General features: G+C 63.3%; 18 protein-coding genes and 1 pseudogene. 5 read left to right on the top strand and 14 right to left on the bottom strand.

What is annotated here, in order from left to right:
• From Q0025_RS13350 to Q0025_RS13340, 3 genes and pseudogenes are all read right to left on the bottom strand, one after another.
• Positions 1 to 296: pseudogene (locus Q0025_RS13350) on the bottom strand (DUF2497 domain-containing protein); the annotation flags it as partial.
• Positions 297 to 516: 220 nt separating this feature from the next.
• Positions 517 to 1,905 (bottom strand): TolC family outer membrane protein, encoded by a 1,389-nt coding sequence (locus Q0025_RS13345; protein ID WP_297299947.1) that lies wholly within the window; start codon positions 1,903 to 1,905, stop codon positions 517 to 519.
• Between the two features lie 317 nt (positions 1,906 to 2,222).
• Entirely contained in the window at positions 2,223 to 2,915 is a 693-nt protein-coding gene (locus Q0025_RS13340) for a protein-L-isoaspartate O-methyltransferase (protein WP_297299945.1), read from the bottom strand.
• A gap of 189 nt (positions 2,916 to 3,104) precedes the next feature.
• Here Q0025_RS13340 and Q0025_RS13335 point away from each other — a divergent pair, with 189 nt between their 5' ends.
• Positions 3,105 to 3,677, top strand: a complete 573-nt coding sequence (locus tag Q0025_RS13335) for a DUF4337 family protein (RefSeq protein ID WP_297299943.1) — start codon at positions 3,105 to 3,107, stop codon at positions 3,675 to 3,677.
• 19 nt (positions 3,678 to 3,696) lie between these two features.
• On the opposite strand, the gene Q0025_RS13330 is transcribed toward Q0025_RS13335, so the two are convergent.
• Entirely contained in the window at positions 3,697 to 4,320 is a 624-nt protein-coding gene (locus Q0025_RS13330) for a transglutaminase-like cysteine peptidase (RefSeq protein ID WP_297299941.1), read from the bottom strand.
• A gap of 274 nt (positions 4,321 to 4,594) precedes the next feature.
• Between Q0025_RS13330 and Q0025_RS13325 the strand changes: the two genes are divergently transcribed.
• Positions 4,595 to 5,449 (top strand): EcsC family protein, encoded by an 855-nt coding sequence (locus Q0025_RS13325; RefSeq protein WP_297299939.1) that lies wholly within the window; start codon positions 4,595 to 4,597, stop codon positions 5,447 to 5,449.
• On the opposite strand, the gene Q0025_RS13320 is transcribed toward Q0025_RS13325, so the two are convergent.
• The 3 genes from Q0025_RS13320 to Q0025_RS13310 form a co-directional block, all read right to left on the bottom strand.
• Positions 5,446 to 6,348, bottom strand: a complete 903-nt coding sequence (locus tag Q0025_RS13320) for an ROK family protein (RefSeq protein WP_297299937.1) — start codon at positions 6,346 to 6,348, stop codon at positions 5,446 to 5,448. The two genes, Q0025_RS13325 and Q0025_RS13320, sit on opposite strands and share 4 nt — an antisense overlap.
• Positions 6,349 to 6,498: 150 nt before the next feature.
• Positions 6,499 to 7,353 carry a pantoate--beta-alanine ligase gene (gene panC / locus Q0025_RS13315; RefSeq protein ID WP_297299934.1) on the bottom strand — a complete coding sequence of 285 codons (855 nt, stop codon included), beginning with the start codon at positions 7,351 to 7,353 and terminating at the stop codon, positions 6,499 to 6,501.
• Positions 7,346 to 7,819, bottom strand: a complete 474-nt coding sequence (locus tag Q0025_RS13310; RefSeq protein ID WP_297299932.1) for a gamma-glutamylcyclotransferase — start codon at positions 7,817 to 7,819, stop codon at positions 7,346 to 7,348. The genes panC and Q0025_RS13310 overlap by 8 nt, the downstream gene beginning before the upstream one ends.
• Before the next feature lie 256 nt (positions 7,820 to 8,075).
• Here Q0025_RS13310 and Q0025_RS13305 point away from each other — a divergent pair, with 256 nt between their 5' ends.
• Complete coding sequence (locus tag Q0025_RS13305) at positions 8,076 to 8,555, top strand: DoxX family protein (protein WP_297299930.1); 480 nt, start codon at positions 8,076 to 8,078, stop codon at positions 8,553 to 8,555.
• Positions 8,556 to 8,833: 278 nt separating this feature from the next.
• Here Q0025_RS13305 and Q0025_RS13300 read toward each other — a convergent pair whose 3' ends face one another.
• The 4 genes from Q0025_RS13300 to Q0025_RS13285 all read right to left on the bottom strand — a co-directional run bounded on the left by Q0025_RS13300 (position 8,834) and on the right by Q0025_RS13285 (position 11,926).
• Positions 8,834 to 9,412: an invasion associated locus B family protein gene (locus tag Q0025_RS13300; protein WP_297299928.1), complete on the bottom strand. Its 579-nt coding sequence runs from the start codon at positions 9,410 to 9,412 to the stop codon at positions 8,834 to 8,836.
• A gap of 88 nt (positions 9,413 to 9,500) precedes the next feature.
• Positions 9,501 to 10,202: a hypothetical protein gene (locus Q0025_RS13295; protein ID WP_297299926.1), complete on the bottom strand. Its 702-nt coding sequence runs from the start codon at positions 10,200 to 10,202 to the stop codon at positions 9,501 to 9,503.
• Position 10,203: 1 nt separating this feature from the next.
• Positions 10,204 to 11,346 carry an AI-2E family transporter gene (locus Q0025_RS13290; protein WP_297299924.1) on the bottom strand — a complete coding sequence of 381 codons (1,143 nt, stop codon included), beginning with the start codon at positions 11,344 to 11,346 and terminating at the stop codon, positions 10,204 to 10,206.
• A gap of 37 nt (positions 11,347 to 11,383) precedes the next feature.
• Positions 11,384 to 11,926 carry a CDP-alcohol phosphatidyltransferase family protein gene (locus Q0025_RS13285; protein WP_297299922.1) on the bottom strand — a complete coding sequence of 181 codons (543 nt, stop codon included), beginning with the start codon at positions 11,924 to 11,926 and terminating at the stop codon, positions 11,384 to 11,386.
• A gap of 143 nt (positions 11,927 to 12,069) precedes the next feature.
• Here Q0025_RS13285 and purM point away from each other — a divergent pair, with 143 nt between their 5' ends.
• Both purM and purN read left to right on the top strand, forming a co-directional pair.
• On the top strand, positions 12,070 to 13,134 hold the full coding sequence (purM, locus tag Q0025_RS13280) for a phosphoribosylformylglycinamidine cyclo-ligase (protein ID WP_297299920.1): 1,065 nt from the start codon (positions 12,070 to 12,072) through the stop codon (positions 13,132 to 13,134).
• Positions 13,134 to 13,787, top strand: a complete 654-nt coding sequence (purN, locus tag Q0025_RS13275; RefSeq protein WP_297299949.1) for a phosphoribosylglycinamide formyltransferase — start codon at positions 13,134 to 13,136, stop codon at positions 13,785 to 13,787. The genes purM and purN overlap by 1 nt, the downstream gene beginning before the upstream one ends.
• Before the next feature lie 43 nt (positions 13,788 to 13,830).
• On the opposite strand, the gene Q0025_RS13270 is transcribed toward purN, so the two are convergent.
• From Q0025_RS13270 to Q0025_RS13260, 3 genes are all read right to left on the bottom strand, one after another.
• On the bottom strand, positions 13,831 to 15,252 hold the full coding sequence (locus Q0025_RS13270; protein WP_297299918.1) for an efflux transporter outer membrane subunit: 1,422 nt from the start codon (positions 15,250 to 15,252) through the stop codon (positions 13,831 to 13,833).
• A 15-nt stretch (positions 15,253 to 15,267) separates the two neighbouring features.
• Entirely contained in the window at positions 15,268 to 16,461 is a 1,194-nt protein-coding gene (locus tag Q0025_RS13265; protein WP_297299917.1) for an efflux RND transporter periplasmic adaptor subunit, read from the bottom strand.
• A 6-nt stretch (positions 16,462 to 16,467) separates the two neighbouring features.
• Positions 16,468 to 18,658: efflux RND transporter permease subunit (locus Q0025_RS13260; protein WP_297299915.1), on the bottom strand; the 2,191-nt coding region annotated here is incomplete at its 5' end.

Here is an 18,658-nt window from a genome sequence, read left to right as displayed (position 1 = left end):
CGCGAGGGCAAAGGCCGGAATTCGCGTCCCGGCACGAAGTCGAAGCTGGCGCGCAGAGGCGGCGGCGCCACGGGATCGGGTGCCGGCGCGGGCGTAGGCGGGGCCGCGGCCGGAAGATCCGTCCAGGCATCGAGATTGGGGGCTTCCTCATCCGCGGGCGGAGCCACGGCATCGCTCGTCGCGACCGGCGCAACGACCGGCGCCGACGCAGCGCCGCCGGCAGCATCCGTTGCGGAACGGGGCAAGCCTTGATCATCGGCAATGATCCGGCGGATAGACGCGAGAATTTCTTCCATCGAGGGCTCGTAGGCCTTTCGCTCGGCCGCGATTCTGTCCTGCGAAAGGGCGTTGGGCGCGTTCATGGCCGTTGACGCTTTCTGCTCAGATGGGGCATGCCGCGCAGCGGATCATCGGCCCCAAATCAGTTCGACTCAATTAGACCGCAAGTCGCCTGATTTCGATAGGCCTTATTTTGATTTTCACCGGGCAGATCGCGCGCGCCACGTCACAAATCGCTCAACGTCCGTCGGGCGTGCGCAGACCAAACCACTTGTCCTTGACCTGATTGAAGTGGACCGTCGGGTCATAACGCACGACATCGAGGCCAAGCGAATCGGCCGACAATTGGCCGACCGCCGCCAAGGTCGCATACGAGGCAACGACGCGGTCGCGCTGCGCCGAGACAAGACTGACGCGCGCGTTCAGCAAGGTCTGCTGAGCGTTGAGCACGTCGAGCGTCGTACGCTGGCCGACACGCGCCTCCTCGCGTACACCTTCAAGCGCGATTTCGGCCGATTTGACCGCCGCCTGGTCGGAGACGATCACGGCTTTGGCCGAATCGAGCAGGCCCCAATTGGAAACCACCAATGCGCGCACTTGCGTACGTTGCAAATCGGCCTGCAATTCCGCCTGCGACAATTGTTCCTTGGCTTGGCGGACTTGCGCATCGACGTCGCCGCCGGTGTAGATCGGCACGGAGACTTCGCCGAGTATCGTCGCATTGAAGAGGCGCAGTCCCGGCTCGCCTTGTTCGTTGTAATTTTGCGCAACTTGGCCGTTGACCGTGACGGTCGGCATCAGCTGGCCTTCCATCAGCTTGACCTGCAGCTCTGCCGAATCGACCTGATGCAAAGCGGCCTGCACTTCGGGATGCTCCTGCAGGGCGACGGCGATCGCATCATTCAAAGTATGCGGCAGCAGAGCCTCGACCGAGCGCGCCGGCTGAAGCCGCGTCGGGTCGATGCCGATCACTTGATGGTAATTGGCGATGCTCGTTTCGAGATTAGCGAGCGCCGTGAAATAGTCCGATCGCGCCGAAGCGAGGCTCGAGGCGGCCTGCGCCACGTCGGTGCGCGTGACCTCGCCGACATTGAAGCGGTCGCGCGTCTGCCGCAATTGCTCTTCGAGCACGATGATATTGTTTTTGCGCAAGTCGAGAATGGCCGTGTCGCGCAAGACGTTCATGTAGGCCGTCGCGCCATTCTGCAGCACGCTTTCTTCGGTATTGCGCAAAGTCTCGCGCGCGCCGAGCACGTTGCTCTCCGCCTGGCGCACGCCATTGTAATTGCGATTGCCGTTGAAGATCGTCTGCGTCACCGTCACGCCAAGCGCGCCGGTGTCGGTCGAGGCGTTGAAATTCGAGCCCGATGTTCCCGTTGTTCCGAGCCCGAGCAGCGGCGAAATCACGGTGCCCGGTTCATGCAGCGCGAGATTGCTGTAGCCGAATTGCCCGGTCGCGGTGACCGTTGGGCGATAGGCCGAGGTGGCGCGCGGAACGTTCTCGTCCTGCGCCCGCACACCGGCCCGCTGCTGGTTGAGGTCCGGATTGCTCTGATAGGCGCGCGCCAGAGCGCTCGACATGGTCTCGGCGCGGGCGCCGGAGACGGCCGTGGCTGCAAGAGCCACGACGGAAACAGCGACGATCGCCGACGCCTGAGCGCCGGCGCAAGAAGCAAGGCAGCGGCCCTGATCACGCGAGGCACGCCGGCCGGTCCGAAACCAGCTTTTGATCAACCTTGAGCTCCAACATTGCTTCGATACGAAGCGTGCAGCAGACCGACAATCGGCCCAATCCGCGACCCCTTCGGTATTAAGCCCCTCCCCGGCCCAGCGCCAAGCCTGTGGCGCCAGAAAGTGGCCGGGTGGCGCAAAAATGCGACACATCAAAGCGGTACGGATAGACGCGCAGTTTTGGTACGGATCGAGGCAATCCGGCGCGCGGATCAGAAGACAAACGCCGGCTCGGCGCGGAACGCGTCAAGGAGCGGGCCCGCGGCGTCGAACAGATCCCGCCGACTCACCGCGCCGGAATTTCTTTCGAAGAGAACCGCACGGCATGCATGCTGATTGGCTGCGCCCGGCGTCCGCCACAGCGCGATGAGTTTTCCACAATCGCGCAATTGGGCGCAGAGGGGATCGAGACGCGCTTCGACCGCACCATTGATGAAAATAACGTCGAACGGCGCCGCCGACGCCACACCGTCATGGAGCGGGCCACCGAAGACAGGCACATTGCTGAAACCGGCCGCCGCCAGATTGGCTTTCGTCAACGCTTCGAGCTCAGGATCTGATTCGAGCGCGACGACCCTCTGCGCCAGGCCGGCCAGAATCGCAGTCGAATAGCCGGTGCCGGGGGCGACATCGAGAACCCGGTCGTCCGGCTTCACACCGGCGGCCTGGATCATTCGCGCCAGCACCATCGGCGTCAGCAGGCGACGCCCTGCCGCGATCTTCAAAGCCGTGTCTGAATAAGCGAGGCCGCGCGCCGCCGCCGGCACGAAATTTTCCCGCGCCACGTCGAGAAACCGGGCGATGACCGCATGGTCGGTCACATCGAACGTCCGGATCTGGCATTCGACCATGGTCTGACGCAGTGTCGCGAAATCCCCTGCCGTTAAATCCGTCTGAAGCGCCATCACTCGCAGTCCTAACCTGTGCCGCGCGATCTCGCCGGCTTATAGGGCGCGCCCGAATGTCTGTCCATGCGGTGGCCGGACGCCCCGCCCTCAAGTCGCAAAGCCGCGGCGGCCAAGATTTGCAAAGCCGCGGCCAAGATGCGACAGGTGACGCCCTCCATCCAGGCCACCCGACTCTGAGGGGAAATGATGTCCGACGCCGCCCCGACCGAACATTTCGAGCATACCGAACATGCCGAACATGCCGCGCATTCCGGCGATCCGTTTTTGGCACTCGTCGCCGTCACGATCGCAATTCTGGCGGTGATCGCAGCTTTCATCGGCAGCCTTGAGACGATCGAGACGGCAGCGACAATCGACGCCAAGAACGAAGCGGTCCTCTTCCAGGATAAAGCGACCGACACCTGGAATTTCTACCAGGCCAAAAGCCTCAAGAAGAATCTCTATGAGGTGGCGGCCGTTCTGGCCGGCCCCGGCGCCAACGCCGACAATTTCAAGGCCCTCGCCAAGAAGAACGGCGACGACCAATTGTCGATCCAGCTTCAGGCCAAGACCGAAGAGGATATGACGGAGCAGAAATTACGCTCGAGCGAGAAGCACGAGCACCGCCATCAGATCCTGACCGTCGCGGTGACGCTGCTGCATATTTCGATCGCCATCGCCACGATCGCCATCGTCCGGCAGGGCGCACGCTGGCCCTGGTACACGGCCCTCGTTCTCGGGGCTTTGGGATGCATCGGCGCGGCCTATGCTTACGTTTAGGCAGCGCGCCTCGGCGGCATCAGCGCGATACGATGGCCGGGGCTGACGTCGGCGGGCCGATCTCGACCCAGACATTCTCGTCGCTCTGCGACTGGCGCTTGACGAAACGATAAGGGGTCGCGTCCCACGGCTTGATCGCGTCGGTGAGATTATCGAGCACGAACTCGCCGTGATTGGTCTTCACCGTCAGAATGGCGTGGCCTTCGTTGTTCTCGTCCTTAACCACGGTCATCAGCAGCGCCTGGCGGGGGAAGCCGAGCGCGATCAGCAGCCGGCGCTTGAAAAGCGCATAATCTTCGCAATCGCCCTTTCCGTCGGTCGGATAATCCCATTGATCGACGACATGCCAATGGTCCCAATCGGTGATCGGCGCGATCGTCGCATTGACCCATTTGTTGACGTGGTCGATCTGTTCGAAGGCCTTGGCCGAGAGATTGACGTCGAGGGGCGGCAATTGTCCGTGATCGCATTCGCCGGCGTAGCGGCGGCAGAAGTCGACCCAGCCGTAAGGCACGCTGGTGGTATCGCCGATCGCGGCATAGCTTGCGGTGGCGATCCGGGCCGGCGATGTCAAAGCCGGCGACGCGGCCGCCGCAGAGATCATCGCCAGCGCGCAAAGGCGCCCGGCCAGAACACGGAACATGCTGAAATCCCCCGCCTTTCGTCAGGGGCACGATGGTTCGCGTGGTTTGCCGGCGCTCTAAATGAATAGATCGAATTTTATCGAAACCGGCTTTTCGTATTCGAATAAAATCTAGCGAAACCAATCGCTTGCAAAATAAGCTCGAATTTTAGCGATCATCCTCAGCCGGCGAAAACGCACAAGCCTTGGCGCGCCGCGACGCGCCGGCCTTGGCGATGTTTCCCGGCAGCCTCATATTCTCGTTTTGCGTCTCAGCGCGCAGCAGGATCGACCGATGTCCCTTTTCGAGCGCCCGAGTGAATCGTTTACGGCGGTCACCATCCTCCCCGGCGACTTGTCGCCGGAGGATAGGGCGGTGCTCGCCCGCGCCGTCGACCAGCTTGAACACAGCAGCTTTGCAACAAAGCTTGCCAATGCGCTCGGCCATGAGATCGAGCGGCTCGGCCGGATGCTGCCGCAACCGGTCGCGACCGTTGCCGATCGTGCCGTCGAAGGCGCTATCCGCACCGCTTTTTCGACGGCGCTGCGCACGCTCCGGCCGCGCGCTGGCGGCGGTCAGCGGGCCGCCCATAAGGCGGTCGCGACGCTTTCGGGCACGCTTGGCGGTGCCTTCGGCTTTGCTGCGCTGCCGGTCGAACTACCGTTTTCGACCGTCGTGATGCTGCGCTCGATCGCCGCGATCGCCCGTGCCTCGGGCGAAGACCTCTCGCAGCCGGAGGCGGCGCTGGCTTGTCTTCAGGTCTTTGCCCTTGGCACCGGCAAGGAAGACCGGCTGGCACTCGAAAGCAGCTATTTTTCGGTCCGCGGCATTCTCGCCAAATCCGTGAGCGAGGCGGCGCGCTTCGTCGTCAATCGCGGCCTCGCCGAGGAGGGCGCGCCGGTAATCGTGCGGCTCATTTCCCAGATCGCGACGCGTTTCGGCATGGTCGTGTCGCAGAAGCTCGCAGCCCAGGCCGTGCCGATCGTCGGCGCGGCCGGCGGCGCTGCCGTCAATTATGCTTTCATCGACCACTTCCAATCGATTGCCGAAGGCCATTTCACGGTCCGCCGGCTGGAGCGCATTTATGGGCCGGACCTCGTCCGGGCCGAATACGACAGACTGCTGGCGCAGAAGCGCGCCAAGGCTTAATCCGGCGGCCAAAGCCAGGCCGCGCCACGCACGCCGCTCGAATCGCCGTGCTTGGCCTGCAAGACCCGCGTCGTCATCACGTCCGAGAAGACATAGCGGGCAAGCAGCGGCGGCAGCAGATCGTAAAGCTGCGCAATCTTGGAAACGCCGCCGCCGAAGACGATCACGTCGGGATCGACGATGTTCGTAACCACAGCCAGCGCCCGCGCCAGCCTGTCGACGTAAATCTCAAGCGTGGCCTGCGCCGCCGCATCGCCTGACGCGGCGGCTTCGCCGATCAAGGTCGCGCTCAAGTCCCGGCCGGTCCGCTGGCGATGCTCGGCCGCGAAGGCGCCGCCGCAAAGAAAGGTCTCGATACAATCGAGATGGCCGCAGAAACATTGTCGCGGCGGCAGCCGCCGCTCGACTTCATTGAGAGGCAGCGGGGTGTGGCCCCATTCTCCGGCCACTCGATTGTGGCCGGTGATGAGCTTGCGGTCGAGAACGAGGCCGCCGCCGACTCCCGTCCCAAGGATCACGCCAAAGACCGAAGCGGCATCCGCCGCGGCCCCGTCGACCGCTTCCGACAGCGCCAGACAATTGGCGTCGTTTTCAGTGTGAATATCGCGGGCGAGCACTTTGGCGATGTCGCGGACGAAAGGCCGGCCGTTCATGATCAGCGTATTGGAATTGCGCATCAAGCCGGTCTTCGGCGACATCGAACCCGGCGTTGCAATGCCGACCGTGGCCTTCTCGCCGAAGTCGGCTTCGAGCCCGACGACAAGATCGCCGATCGCGTCGAGGATGGCCTGATAATCGCCGGTTGGCGTCGGCGTGCGCCGGCGGTCGAGGGTTTCGCCGTGATCGCCGAGCGCAATCGCTTCGATTTTCGTGCCGCCGAGATCGACGCCGATCCGCATCTTTCCTCCCTTGAGCATCGGCCGCGAAACGGTTTTGTCCGAATCGAGCCCTTGAACATTTGGCCGCCTCTGTGGTCCGAAGCGGTGCGAAGAAATGTGAAGCGGCGGTCCTGCGTAAGCAAGCTTAGCCGCCATCGCACGCCACTGCCGCTAAGCGGCGATATTGTCGATAAGCCGCGTCGTCCCCAGCCGGGCGGCGACAAGCAGGCGGATCGGCCCATCGGCCGCAGACACCAGCGGCGCCAGCGTCTCGGCATGCCGCGCGGCGACATAATCGACGGCGAAACCGGCGGCGGCGAGCGTGGCTTGTGCCTTCGCCACGGCCGCATCGACCGCGACGCCGGATGCGATGGCCTGACGGCACTGCTCAAGCGCGGCATGCAGGAGCGGGGCCGTGCCGCGCTCCTGCGGCGTCAGATAGACATTGCGCGAAGAGAGCGCGAGCCCGTCTTCGGCCCGCACCGTCGGGGCACCGACAATCTCAGGCTCCAGATTGAGATCGCGGGCCATCTGGCGGATCACTGCGAGCTGCTGATAATACTTCTCGCCGAAGACCGCGAAATCGGGCTTGGCCATGATCAGCAGTTTGGCGACGACCGTCGCGACGCCAGCGAAATGATCGGGACGGAATTTGTCTTCAAGCCCCGCGGTTGCCGGCCCTGCGAGACTGACCTTGGTGGCAAAGCCCGCCGGATAGACCTCGGCAATCTCCGGCGCGAAGACGAGATCGCCGCCCGCCGCGGTGAATGCCGCAACGTCTTGCGCGAAGCTGCGCGGATAGGCGCCGAAGTCTTCGCTGGGCGCGAATTGTGCAGGGTTCACGAAGATCGACAGGATGACGCGGTCAGCACGCGCCTTCGCCGTGGCGACGAGCGACAGATGGCCTTCATGCAGCGCGCCCATCGTCGGCACCAGCGCAATGCGCGCGCCGGCCGCGCGCCACGCCGTCACCGTGCTGCGCAGGATTGCGACATCGCGCGCGATCGCGGCGGGCACGTCAGACATCCTTCGCTTTGATGGCGCGCAGGCGGCCGCCCTGCCCCGCCTCGACACCGCCGAAGCCGGCGAGAAACGCGATGTAATCCTCCGGCAGGCCGTTTTCCCTGGCGCCTTCCAGAATGGCATCGAGATAGGCGGCGCTCGGCCTGCCTTCCGCTGCGCTGGCGCCGAGATAGACCAACGCGCGGACGGATGCGGTTCCCTCGCGCAGAACAGGCTGAGTCACCTTGGTATAAAGGCCGCGGCCGACTTCCTCATAGCGGTCCAGCGCCGGCACGTCGGAGAGCGCGAGATCGAAGAGGACGCCATGCACATCGGCATAGGGGTCGCGCCTCACCGATGCAAAGCCAGACTTCATGATGAAGAACTTGTGCCGCGCGAGCTTTGCCCGGCCGAGCACGCGCGAACGGGGCGCGCGCTGGAGCATGGCAGCGACATTCATATTGGCGCCATAGGCGAAATAGAGCGGCATGATCGGCTGAGGCTCGTCTATGCCCGGACCCTATAGAGCATCGGACCGCAAAGTGCGAAGCGGTTTTCGGAGAAGCCGAGGCGCAACGATCCTGCCCACGCCCCATCGCCTTGTCGCCGCAGGGCCCGGCGTCGGCGATCAATTCAAATCCGGAATAAGTGTTATTCCCACGGATGCGCACAAATATCGCCGCGCGGCGTAGCAAGTCCACCCGTCAAAACGAAAGGACAGCATAGACAAACTCCAGGATCACAGCATGGACCGAATTTTGCAGTCGCGCGAAAAAGCTTGGTGGGCCCTCCCGCTTCGTCTGATCATCGGATATGGATTCATGGAGCACGGCTGGGCAAAGCTTGCGCGAGGCCCGGAACACTTCACGGCGATTCTCGCAGCCCTCCATATGCCGGTTCCCGGCCTTCTCGCCTGGGCGACAATTCTCACCGAGCTTTTCGGCGGTTTCGCTGTGCTCGCAGGCGCCTTCATTCCCGTGGCGAGCATTCCGATGGCGATCGTTCTGGCAGTTGCGATCATCACGGTGCACCTGCCGAACGGGTTCAGTTCGATCAAGCTTCAGGCCATCACGCCCGATGGGGCTCGATTTGGGCAACCAGGCTATGAAACGGATCTTCTTTATCTTGCCGGTTTGGCGGCTTTGGTTCTCGGAGGTTCAGGGCCGCTAGCCTTCGATGGCTTTCTGCGACGTTGGAACATAAGCGGTCGACCAAATTCGGCCTGACCAACCGTGCGCGCGTTCGCCCGGCTTTTTTCATTTCGCGCGGAACCATAGCGCAGCTGAGACGTTATCCGCATGTCGAGTAGGCCTCGATACCCCCTAATTGCCCCGCTGGTCGCCCAACCCGGCGGGGTTTTGCAAGCAGGACCGGTGCAGCCCGGATGAACGGCGCATCGGTCCTTGCTTTATTCGGATATCGCCCGCTTCAGACATCGCCATCGTCGTTTGGCCGCAGCCGCGGAGCGCACGGCCGCGTTTCCAGCACCCTCGCAAGGAACGGCTCAGGGCTTCACCTTGTCGAGCGCATCGAGCGCCTGGGCAAAGCCGCGCAAGGAGAATTGCACGGCGATATTGCGGTTCGGCATCGGCGAAAACTGGATGCGACCGGTATCCGCCTCGACCGCACGCCAGACTTCGATTTCTGCCGGTGGCACCACCGCTTCGGCAAAACAAGCGCCGCCGAAGCATTGCCGCCAGGTGAGCGGAACGCCCGGCTCGTCGGGCTTGGCTTTGATCACCGGCGCGGTCGGAATGAAGACGATGGGCGGCACGGCCACGGTGATCCGCAACTGCGCTTTATCTTCGCCGAGCGGATGGGCGACGCCGATGCGGAAGACCGTATTCGGTTGGTTCTGCGGCGCGACCGCCGCGTCGATCTCGCAGATCTTTTGGTTATTGTTGACATCGGCGCGGCGCACGCACCGCAAGGTCCATTGGCCGAACGTGGCGGTCGTGGTCTCAGGCTGGTTGCTCACGGGCGCCGGTTTGCTGGCGGCGGGTTTCTTCTCGTCCGCGGCAGCCACGCCGGCGAAAAGCGGCGCCAAGGCAAACAGGATCGAAATGGCTCTTAAACGGTGCACGCGAAGTCTCCCGGAATAGCGCCAAGGCTTTAGGCGCCGCACCGGGACCGGTCAACACCGGCCCGGCGAGAAAATTTCCCGGGGAACCTCAATCGGTGGTGTCGTTGACGTCGGGCAAAAGTTCCCGCACCAAGGCGCGCGTCACCGCGCTGCCGCGCGCCAGCGCGATGCGGTCGATGTGCGCGACGAAGGCGCGCGCGACATCGAGCGAACGATCGATGTGCAAAGCGATGAGATCGATAATGGCCGGGTCGACCAGCAATTGGCGGTCGCGAAAGAGCTTCCGCAGCACCGAATGAAGCAGCGCGTCATCGGGCGCACCCAGCGTGACGCTCGGCGCGAGGCGCAGTCGCGACAAGAGATCCGGGGTCTTGAGACCCCAGTGGTCGGGATGGGTTCGCGCCGTCAGCAGCACACTCATATTTTCTTGGCGGGCGAGATTGAGGAGATGAAACAGCGGTGCTTCCGCGGCGCCGAGCCGGTCGGCGGCATCGATCGCCAGCGCCGGTCTGTCGCTCAGCGCGGCGATGTCGGCCGTGGCAAGCGCTTCGCCGGACATGATCTCGGCGCCCACCTCTGCCGCCCATATGGCCGCAAGATGGCTCTTGCCGCTGCCCGGCGCACCGACAAGGAGCAGAACCTGGTCGGGCCAGTGCGGCCAGGCTTCGATCAGGCGCAACGCGTCCGCGTTCGACTCCGAGACGAGGAAATCGTCGCGGGAAAATTGCGGCTTGAGCGGCAATTCGAGGCCGAGTTGCTGCCAGCGCGAAGGACGCAATCCGGCACCCATCTCAGTGCTCTTCGGGCGCTTTCACGACGTCCGTCAAGATGATCATATGCGCCTCCGGAAGACTCGAATAGAGATGGCTCGCGCGGTATTTCTGCACCATGAAGCGCAGAATGACGCCGGCAGCCGCCGCGACCGGCACGGCGATGATAAGGCCCGTGAAACCGAGCACGCTGCCGAAGGCAAGCAAGGCAAACATCAGCCAGACCGGATGCAGACCGACATTGTCGCCGACGAGCTTCGGCGAAATGACATTGCCTTCGAGAAATTGGCCGATCACGACCACGACCATCGCCGAGGCAAACAGCCCCCAATGCGGCCAGCCCTCCACCAGCGAAATCATCGCCGCAGCGATCAGCACGACCATCGAGCCGACATAGGGAATGAAGCTCAGGAATCCGCCCGTAATGCCGATCAGCAAGCCGAAATTGACGCCGACGATCGACAGGCCGAGACCATACCAGAGGCCGAGGAACAGGCAGACCAGCGACTGGCCGCGCAGAAAGCCCGACATGGTCTTGTCGATCTGATGCGCGAGCTGGTGCACGACGCTGCGATAGCGCAACGGGATAAGACTGTCCGCCGCGGCGATGATGCGGTGATAGTCGAGCAGCATGTAGAAGGCGACGACCGGCGTCACGATCAAGAGCGACATCAGGCTGATCAAAGCCGCGCCATGTACGACGAGAGAATTGAGGACGCCCGCCATCCAGCCGGCCGCCTGACCGGCGATGTCGCCGACGCTCGTCGAAATGCTCGGAAGGCCGGAACCCCGCAAACCGAGCTTTCGCAGCAAAGGCTCGGCATATTGCGCTCCGAGTGTCCTCACGGCGCCCGAGACGAGGCCCTGGAGCTTGTTCAGAACGCTGGGCAATACCTGAATGAAGGCGGCGAACTGATGCGTCAGGATCGGGACGATCAAAACCAGGATGAGGGCGAGGACGATGACGAAGCCGAACAGGATGACGAGCGTCGCCGAAAGACGATTCAAGCCGAGGCGTTGCAGATGAACGGCGAGCGGGTCCAGCAAATAGGCGATGACGAAGGCCGCGGCAAACGGCATGATGACGCCGTTGAAGAGCCACAGAAGCAGACCGACGAAGGCGAGCGCCGCAACCCAGAAAACGATCTGCCACTCGATCCGCATGAGAACGACCTCACCGCAGCGGAGATTTGCCGCGCATTCATAGGCTCATGTGCCGGGCCCAGATCGCCAGATAGGCCGCCAGCGACGCCAGCGTCAATGCCGCGACGCTGACGGCCGAAACGATAAACCATGGCCCCAGCGTGAATTGAAACGCCTTGGCGCCGAGGACCGCGGCGGCGAAGGCAATCTGCGCCGCAGTATTCGTCTTCGATATCCACAGCGGCCGGATCGCGACCGGCTTATTCATGAGCCAGGAGATCATCAGCGCGCCGATGATCATGACATCGCGCGTGACGACGACGATCGTCAGCCACGCCGGCACGGCGCCATAAACCGACAGCGCGACATAAATCGAGACCAGCAAAGCCTTATCGGCGACGGGATCGAGATAGGCGCCGAGTTCGGTGCGCAGGTTGAACGTTTTCGCCAGCCAGCCGTCGATCGCGTCCGACGCTCCGGCGATGATAAAGATCAAACAGGCCTCGGGCCAGCGGCCGGCCGAGATCATTGCGATGACGATCGGAACGAGCCCGAGCCGCGCCAAGGTGATCAGATTTGGCAAACTCGTATAGACGTTCATGATCCTCCCAAGCCGCGGCCGCGCCAGACCGGCAACCTAGCCTTCCTGCCGCAATTCGGCGAATTTGGGGGTGCGGCGGACTGCACGGGGCCGGCGCTTGCCTTGCGTCGGGCGAAACGCTACGCCTTCAGCAAGGGGCAAAAATGGCGTCAAAAAAGCAATTGACCTATGCCGATTCCGGCGTCGACATCGACGCTGGCAACGCTATGGTCGAGAAAATCAAACCGCTGGTACGGGCGACCCGGCGCGCCGGCGCCGACGCGGAAATCGGCGGCTTCGGCGGCCTTTTCGATCTGAAGGCCGCGGGATTCCGCGATCCGATTCTGGTCGCCGCGAATGACGGCGTCGGTTCGAAGGTAAAGCTCGCCGTCGAAAGCAACCGCCATCAGACGATCGGCATCGATCTTGTCGCTATGTGCGTCAACGACCTCATCGTCCAGGGCGCCGAACCGCTGTTCTTTCTCGATTATTATGCAACGGGCCGGCTTGATCCCGAGGTCGGGGCCGAGGTCGTTGCCGGCATTGCGCAGGGCTGCCGCGAGGCCGGCGCCGCGCTGATCGGCGGCGAGACGGCCGAAATGCCGGGCCTTTACGCCGGCAAGGACTACGATCTCGCCGGCTTCGCCGTGGGTGCCGTCGAGCGTGATGGCCTGCTGCCGAGACCGGGCATCGCCGCAGGCGATAGCGTCCTCGGGCTCAGCGCCTCGGGCCTGCATTCGAACGGCTTTTCGCTCGTCCGCCGCATCGTCGCCGATGCCGGTCTGGCGCTTGCGGGCCCGGCTCCGTTTGCTTCGCAGATTTCGCTCGCCGAAGCCCTGCTGACACCGACGCGCATTTACGTGCGGCCCATCCTGCAGGCCCTGCGGGCGGGCGCGCCGATCAAGGCTTTGGCGCATATCACCGGCGGCGGCTTTCCCGATAATCTGCCGCGCGTGTTGCCGCAAGGCCTCGGCATAAAGCTCGATCTCGCCGCGATTCCCGTCCCGCCGGTTTTCCGCTGGCTCGCCGCCGAGGGGCCGGTGGGGGAAGCGGAAATGCTCCGCACCTTCAATTGCGGGATCGGCATGGTTGTCATTGTCGCGGCCGCGGAGGCCGAGGCCGTTGCCGCGGCCTTGCGCGGCGCCGGCGAAGAAGCCGTCCGAATTGGCCATGTCATCGCCGCGCCGAGCGGACCGCGCGTCATTGCCGCCGGGCGATTGGCCCTGTGATGCACCGCAAGCGCACGGCGATCTTCATTTCGGGTCGCGGTTCGAACATGCGTGCTCTGATCGAGGCCGCGCGAGCGCCCGATTATCCGGCCATGATCGCCCTCGTCCTCTCGAACCGGCCGGAGGCCGAAGGCCTTGCCTTCGCCAAAGCGGAAGGCATCCCGACCGCCGCCGTCGATCACAAGATCTATGCCGGGCGTGACGAATTCGAAAAATCAATCGAGGTTCTGCTCGACCTGCACCGCATCGAATTGATCTGCCTCGCCGGCTTCATGCGGCTCTTGACACCGCATTTCGTCCGCGCCTGGGCGCAGCGGCTCATCAATATCCACCCTGCCCTGTTGCCCGCCTATCGCGGCCTGCATACGCATGAGCGCGCGCTGGCGGATGGCGTTAAAATCCATGGCTGCACGGTGCATTTCGTCGTGCCCGAAATGGACGAAGGTCCGATCATCGCGCAGGCCGCCGTTGGCGTGCATGACGACGACACGCCGGAGACTTTGGCCGCGCGCGTGCTGGTGCAGGAGCACCTGATCTATCCGGCGGCGCTGGCGCTCGTTGCCTGCGGCAGACTGCATGTCTCCGACAACCGGACGCATATTGACGGTGCGGACCAGGACTTTGCGCCGCTGCAGGTGCCGAAGATCGATTGAGGGCGCATTTCTGGGCTTGAGCGCTTGCTACGGTTGAGCGGCTTCATTGATCGCTTGCGGCAGCCAGTTCGTCGACGCTCCAATCGCCGCCGAGCGCAAGGATGAGCGCAACGCTCGTCTGCATGCGACGCGTCGAGACCAGCAAGGCCGCACGCTGCGCGTCAAGCGCCGCAGTCTGGGCAATGATCACATCAAGAAAATTCGATCCGCCTTCTTTGTAGGAGGTCAAAGCAAGGTTCGATGCGCGCTGCGCCGAAACCGCAGACGCATCGACGTCGGCCGCTTCGATCCGCAGAGACCGCAACAAGGCAAGATTGTCCTCAACCTCCTGGATCGCCTTCAGCACCGTGGCACGATATTGCGCGACGGTTTGCAGATAGGCCGCCTCGGTCGCTGCGAGATGGGCTTGCCTGCGGCCCGCGTCGAAAAGCGGCAGAGAAATCGATGGTCCGACGGACCAGAGACTGTTGCCGAGATTGACGAGATTGAAGCCGGTATCCTGCTCGCCGGCGAAAAGATTGATCGTGAAGCGAGGGAAGAAAGCGGCCCGAGCGATGCCGATCGATTCATTTGCGGCGGCCGTCTCGCGCTCCGCTGCGGCAATGTCAGGCCGCCGTTCCAACAAGGTCGAAGGCACGCCATGCGGGATCGTCGGCAAAGCCCCGCCGCGCCCCGTCGGCGCGAGCGTGAAGGTCGAGGCCGGCCGGCCGATCAGAGTCGCGATCGCGTGTTCGAAAAGCGCGCGCGGGCCGCTGAGATCGGCCAATTGCGCCCTCGCGGTGTCGAGTTGCACCTCGGCGCGGGCGACGTCGATTGGCGCCCCGATTTTACCGCTCAACCGCTCTTGCGTCAGTTTCAGCGCATCGCTGTAGGCCGCGACCGTGTCGCGCAACAGCTTGATTTCCCGGTCGAGGCCGCGCAGGCCGAGATAATCGCGCGCCAGCTCCGCCTGCAAGCTCAGCCGCGCAGCGGCGAGATCGGCCAAACTTGCCTGTGCGTCGGCTTTGTGCGCCGCAATGTTGTCGCGGATGCGGCCCCAGAGGTCGACTTCATAGGAGGCTTGGCCGTCGATCGTATTGGCCCCGTAATAATCCGGCTCGTTGGCGCCACGCGTCGGGCGGTTGTTCGATTGCCGGTTGTCGGAGAAGGTCGCCTCGGTGCCGATATGCGGATAAAGCGCCGCCTGCGCTTCGGCGACGAAATCACGCGCCTGTAGATAATTCGCCCGCGCCGCCGCAAGATCCTGGTTCGCCGCCTCGACCTGCGGTTCGAGTTCGTCGAGCTTTGGATCCCGAAAGACCTGCCACCAGGGGCCGTGATCGTCGCGCGGCGCCGCAAGCTGCCAATCGCCGGCCTCCTTGTAATGGACCGGCACCGCAATCACCGGCGGACGATAGGCGGGCGCGAGGTCGCAGGCCGCGAGCACAAGTGCCGGCGCTAGCGCCGAAAGAGCCCGATATTTCATGCCCCCTCCTACCGGCTAATGCGCGCTTGGCTCGAGGCCAGCCGCCGTACCGCCGGCGATCCTGACACGTTCGCCATCGGCGACCGAATCGGATGGGCTCCTGATAAGGCGATCTTGGGGCGATAAGCCCGATTTAATTTCGACCTCGGTGCCGAGATCGCGTCCGACGACGACCGGTTTGAGTACTACTTTGTCGTCCGAATTGACGGTCGCGACTTCCGGTCCGGTCCGCCGGAAGATCAGCGCGCTAGCCGGAATTCGCAAGGCATTCGGGTCCGGCGGTAGATTGAAATCGACTTCCACGAAGGCGCCCGGCTGCAACAGACCGTCCTTGTTATTGCGGCGCAGTTCAACGAGTAGCGAGCGCGAATGCTGGGAGATCGCGTCGGACGTCGTTGCGACTTTCGCCACGAAAAGCTGGTTGGGAAATTGCGGCAGTTTCAGCTCGGCCGTCATGCCGAGGTGAATCTCGGCGCTGAAAGCTTGCGGCACATCGACGTAGATGCGCATCTCATGCACATCGGCGACATCGAAAAGATCCGGCGCATTGCCCGGCGTCGAATTCACCAGCGCGCCGACATCGATTTTGCGCGCAGTCACCACACCGTCGAACGGCGCGACGATCTTCTTAAAGCCTTCGAGGGCCTGGAGCCGGGCGACATTGGCCGCGGCGGCTGCGACCTCCGCCTTCTTCGCATTATAGTCGCCGACTTTCTCGTCGGCCGTCTGCTGCGAGACGGCATCGGTCGCGCGCATGGCCTGCCAGCGCTTCGCGGTCAGTTCGGCCAGCGCCTCGTCCGCTTTGGCCTTGGCGAGTTCGCCTTTCGCCTGCTCATATTGCTGATCGAGATCCGGCGTATCGATCTCGGCCAGAACATCGCCGGCTTTGACCTTCGCGCCGATGTCCTTGTACCACATTTTGACGTAGCCGCTGACGCGCGCATAGATCGGCGCGCTATACCAAGCTTGCACTTCGCCCGGCAGGACTAGATGCTGCGCAGCCGTGCCGCGTTCGGGATTGACCAGATCGACCGTCGGAACGGCTTCGTCTTGCGTCAGGCGAGCAAGATCGCTCTCCTGTTTTTCGCGGCTCGTAATGCCGAAAAAAGCCAGCACCGCCGCCGCTACGGCGACGAGCAGCAGACGCCATAGGACTTTGCGGGCAAGCCTGCCGCGTGTCTTGACCGATTTGGTCACGTTGTCATGCATTGGCGTCTAGCTCTGGACCAGATGTTCGTGTCGATTTTGCGCAGCGGCCGGCGGCGCCGGGCGGCGGGTGTGAACCAAGGCGAAAAGAACCGGGACGAAGACGAGCGTCGCACAGGTCGCGCAGATCAAGCCGCCGATGACAGCGCGTCCGAGCGGCGCGTTCTGCTCGGCGCTAAGCGCCATCGGCAGCATGCCGATGATCATGGCGAGCGCCGTCATCAGCACGGGGCGGAAGCGCGTCACGCCGGCATCGAGCGCCGCGGCGACCGCATCGGCACCCTGCGCCAATTTTTCGCGCGCGAAACTGACGACGAGAATGCTGTTGGCGGTGGCGACGCCCATACAGAGGATGGCGCCGGTCAACGCCGGCACGGAGAGCGTCGTATAGGTGCCGAAGAGCATCCAGACGATACCGGCGAGCGCCGCCGGCAGCGCGCTGACGATGACGAAAGGATCGAGCCAGGATTGGAAATTGACGACGATGAGCAGATAGATCAGCACGATCGCCAAGGCGAGGCCGCCAAAAAGCTGGGCGTAGGCCTGTTTCATCGTACTGACCTGGCCGCGCAACACGACCGTCGAGCCGGGCGGTGCCTCCTTCGCCGTCGAGTCGAGAATTTTCTGGATGTCCGTCGCGACACCGCCGAGATCGCGGCCGTGCGTCGTCGCATAGATATCGACGACCGGCTGCACATTGTAATGCGAGACGACGGCGCTGCTGAAGCCGCGCCGGATCGTCGCCACGCCACCGAGCAATTGCGACGTATCCGTCGCGGTCACCGGGACATTGGCGAGATCACCGAGCGTATCCTGCCAATATTGCGGCGTTTGCACCACGATCGGATACGAGACGCCGTTCTTGGGATTGAGCCAGAAGGTCGGTGCGCTTTGCACGCTGCCGGCCAGCGTGTCCTGCACCGACATTGCAATGTCTTTTTCGGTGAGCCCGGTCGTGTCGGCCAGCGAGCGGTTGACATCGACGAATAAGGTCGGCGCATTGAATGCTTGCTGGATCCGCGCGTCGGCAACGCCGGAGACATTGGCGATTCGCGCAAATATCTTGTTGGCATAGGTCCGGTCGGCCTCGATGTCATGACCGATGATTTGAACGTCGATCGGCGCCGGCAGGCCGAAATTGAGAATTTGGCTCACCATATCGGCCGGCAAGAAGGCGAAGGTCGTGCCCGGATAAAGCCGCGGAAGTTTTTTCCGCAGCGCCTCGACCGCATCGCCGGATTTTTCGGCTTCCTCCGGCGCGAGCGAAATCAGAATATCGGCATCGGCCGCGCTGATACTGCCGGAATTGGCATAGGCCATGTTGATGCCGCTGATCGGCAGGCCGATATTGTCGACGATCGATTTGACCCCGCCGGGAAGAAGATCGCGGATCGAACCTTCGATCTTGTCACACAGCGCCGAAGTCTCCTCGATCCTCGTGCCGGTCTGGGCGCGAACGTGCAGCTTGATCTGATCGGACGTAATGGTGGGAAAGAAGTTCTGGCCGAGAAACGGCGCGAGCGCGAACGAGACGAATACGACGCACATGAATCCTATGAGAAACGTGCGTCGCCGCGCGAGAGCAAGTTCAAGAATACGGCGATAGCCGCCGCGAAAATTCTCGAACCGATGCTCGAACCCGCGCTGAAACCGGATCAACGGATTGTGGCTGTGCGGCGTTCCGGCAAGGTGATCATGGCCATGCTGATGTCCGGCCTGCGCGGCGAGCAGATAGCGCGCCAGCGTATTCACCAACGTGCGGGAAAGCAGGTAGGAGAAGCAAAGCGCGAAGACGACGGCTTTCGCCATGGGCCGGAACAGATAGCCGGAAACGCCGCCAAGCCCGAACATCGGCACGAAGACAATGCAGATGCAAAGCAGCGAGACCGTCGCCGGCACGACGATCTGGCGTGCGCCATCGAGAATTGCGACTTCGATCTCTTTGCCCTGCTCCAGGTGCCAATTGATGTTTTCGATCGTCACGGTCGCATCGTCGACGAGAATGCCGACCGCCAGCGCCAGGCCGCCGAGCGTCATGACGTTAATGGTCTCGCCGGTCGCCGACAGCGCCGCAATGGCGCCGAGGATGGCCAGCGGAATCGACACCAGGATGATGACGGTCGAGCGCCAGCTGCCGAGAAAGATCAGAATCATCAGGCCGGTCAGCGCGGCGGCGATGGCGCCTTCGCGCAAAACCGCA

It is taken from the genome of uncultured Methylovirgula sp., assembly GCF_947646745.1.
GTDB lineage: Bacteria > Pseudomonadota > Alphaproteobacteria > Rhizobiales > Beijerinckiaceae > Methylovirgula.
Note: the sequence above shows the minus strand (reverse complement) of the source record. Positions and strands in the feature narration are given on the sequence as shown.

Coding starts and splice junctions, on each gene's coding strand:
- Q0025_RS13340 (WP_297299945.1), bottom strand. CDS start 2,915: ATGGCGCTTCAGACGGATTTAACGGCAGGGGATTTCGCGACACTGCGT.
- Q0025_RS13335 (WP_297299943.1), top strand. CDS start 3,105: ATGTCCGACGCCGCCCCGACCGAACATTTCGAGCATACCGAACATGCC.
- Q0025_RS13330 (WP_297299941.1), bottom strand. CDS start 4,320: ATGTTCCGTGTTCTGGCCGGGCGCCTTTGCGCGCTGGCGATGATCTCT.
- Q0025_RS13325 (WP_297299939.1), top strand. CDS start 4,595: ATGTCCCTTTTCGAGCGCCCGAGTGAATCGTTTACGGCGGTCACCATC.
- Q0025_RS13320 (WP_297299937.1), bottom strand. CDS start 6,348: ATGCGGATCGGCGTCGATCTCGGCGGCACGAAAATCGAAGCGATTGCG.
- panC (WP_297299934.1), bottom strand. CDS start 7,353: ATGTCTGACGTGCCCGCCGCGATCGCGCGCGATGTCGCAATCCTGCGC.
- Q0025_RS13310 (WP_297299932.1), bottom strand. CDS start 7,819: ATGCCGCTCTATTTCGCCTATGGCGCCAATATGAATGTCGCTGCCATG.
- Q0025_RS13305 (WP_297299930.1), top strand. CDS start 8,076: ATGGACCGAATTTTGCAGTCGCGCGAAAAAGCTTGGTGGGCCCTCCCG.
- Q0025_RS13295 (WP_297299926.1), bottom strand. CDS start 10,202: ATGGGTGCCGGATTGCGTCCTTCGCGCTGGCAGCAACTCGGCCTCGAA.
- Q0025_RS13290 (WP_297299924.1), bottom strand. CDS start 11,346: ATGCGGATCGAGTGGCAGATCGTTTTCTGGGTTGCGGCGCTCGCCTTC.
- Q0025_RS13285 (WP_297299922.1), bottom strand. CDS start 11,926: ATGAACGTCTATACGAGTTTGCCAAATCTGATCACCTTGGCGCGGCTC.
- purM (WP_297299920.1), top strand. CDS start 12,070: ATGGCGTCAAAAAAGCAATTGACCTATGCCGATTCCGGCGTCGACATC.
- purN (WP_297299949.1), top strand. CDS start 13,134: ATGCACCGCAAGCGCACGGCGATCTTCATTTCGGGTCGCGGTTCGAAC.
- Q0025_RS13270 (WP_297299918.1), bottom strand. CDS start 15,252: ATGAAATATCGGGCTCTTTCGGCGCTAGCGCCGGCACTTGTGCTCGCG.
- Q0025_RS13265 (WP_297299917.1), bottom strand. CDS start 16,461: ATGCATGACAACGTGACCAAATCGGTCAAGACACGCGGCAGGCTTGCC.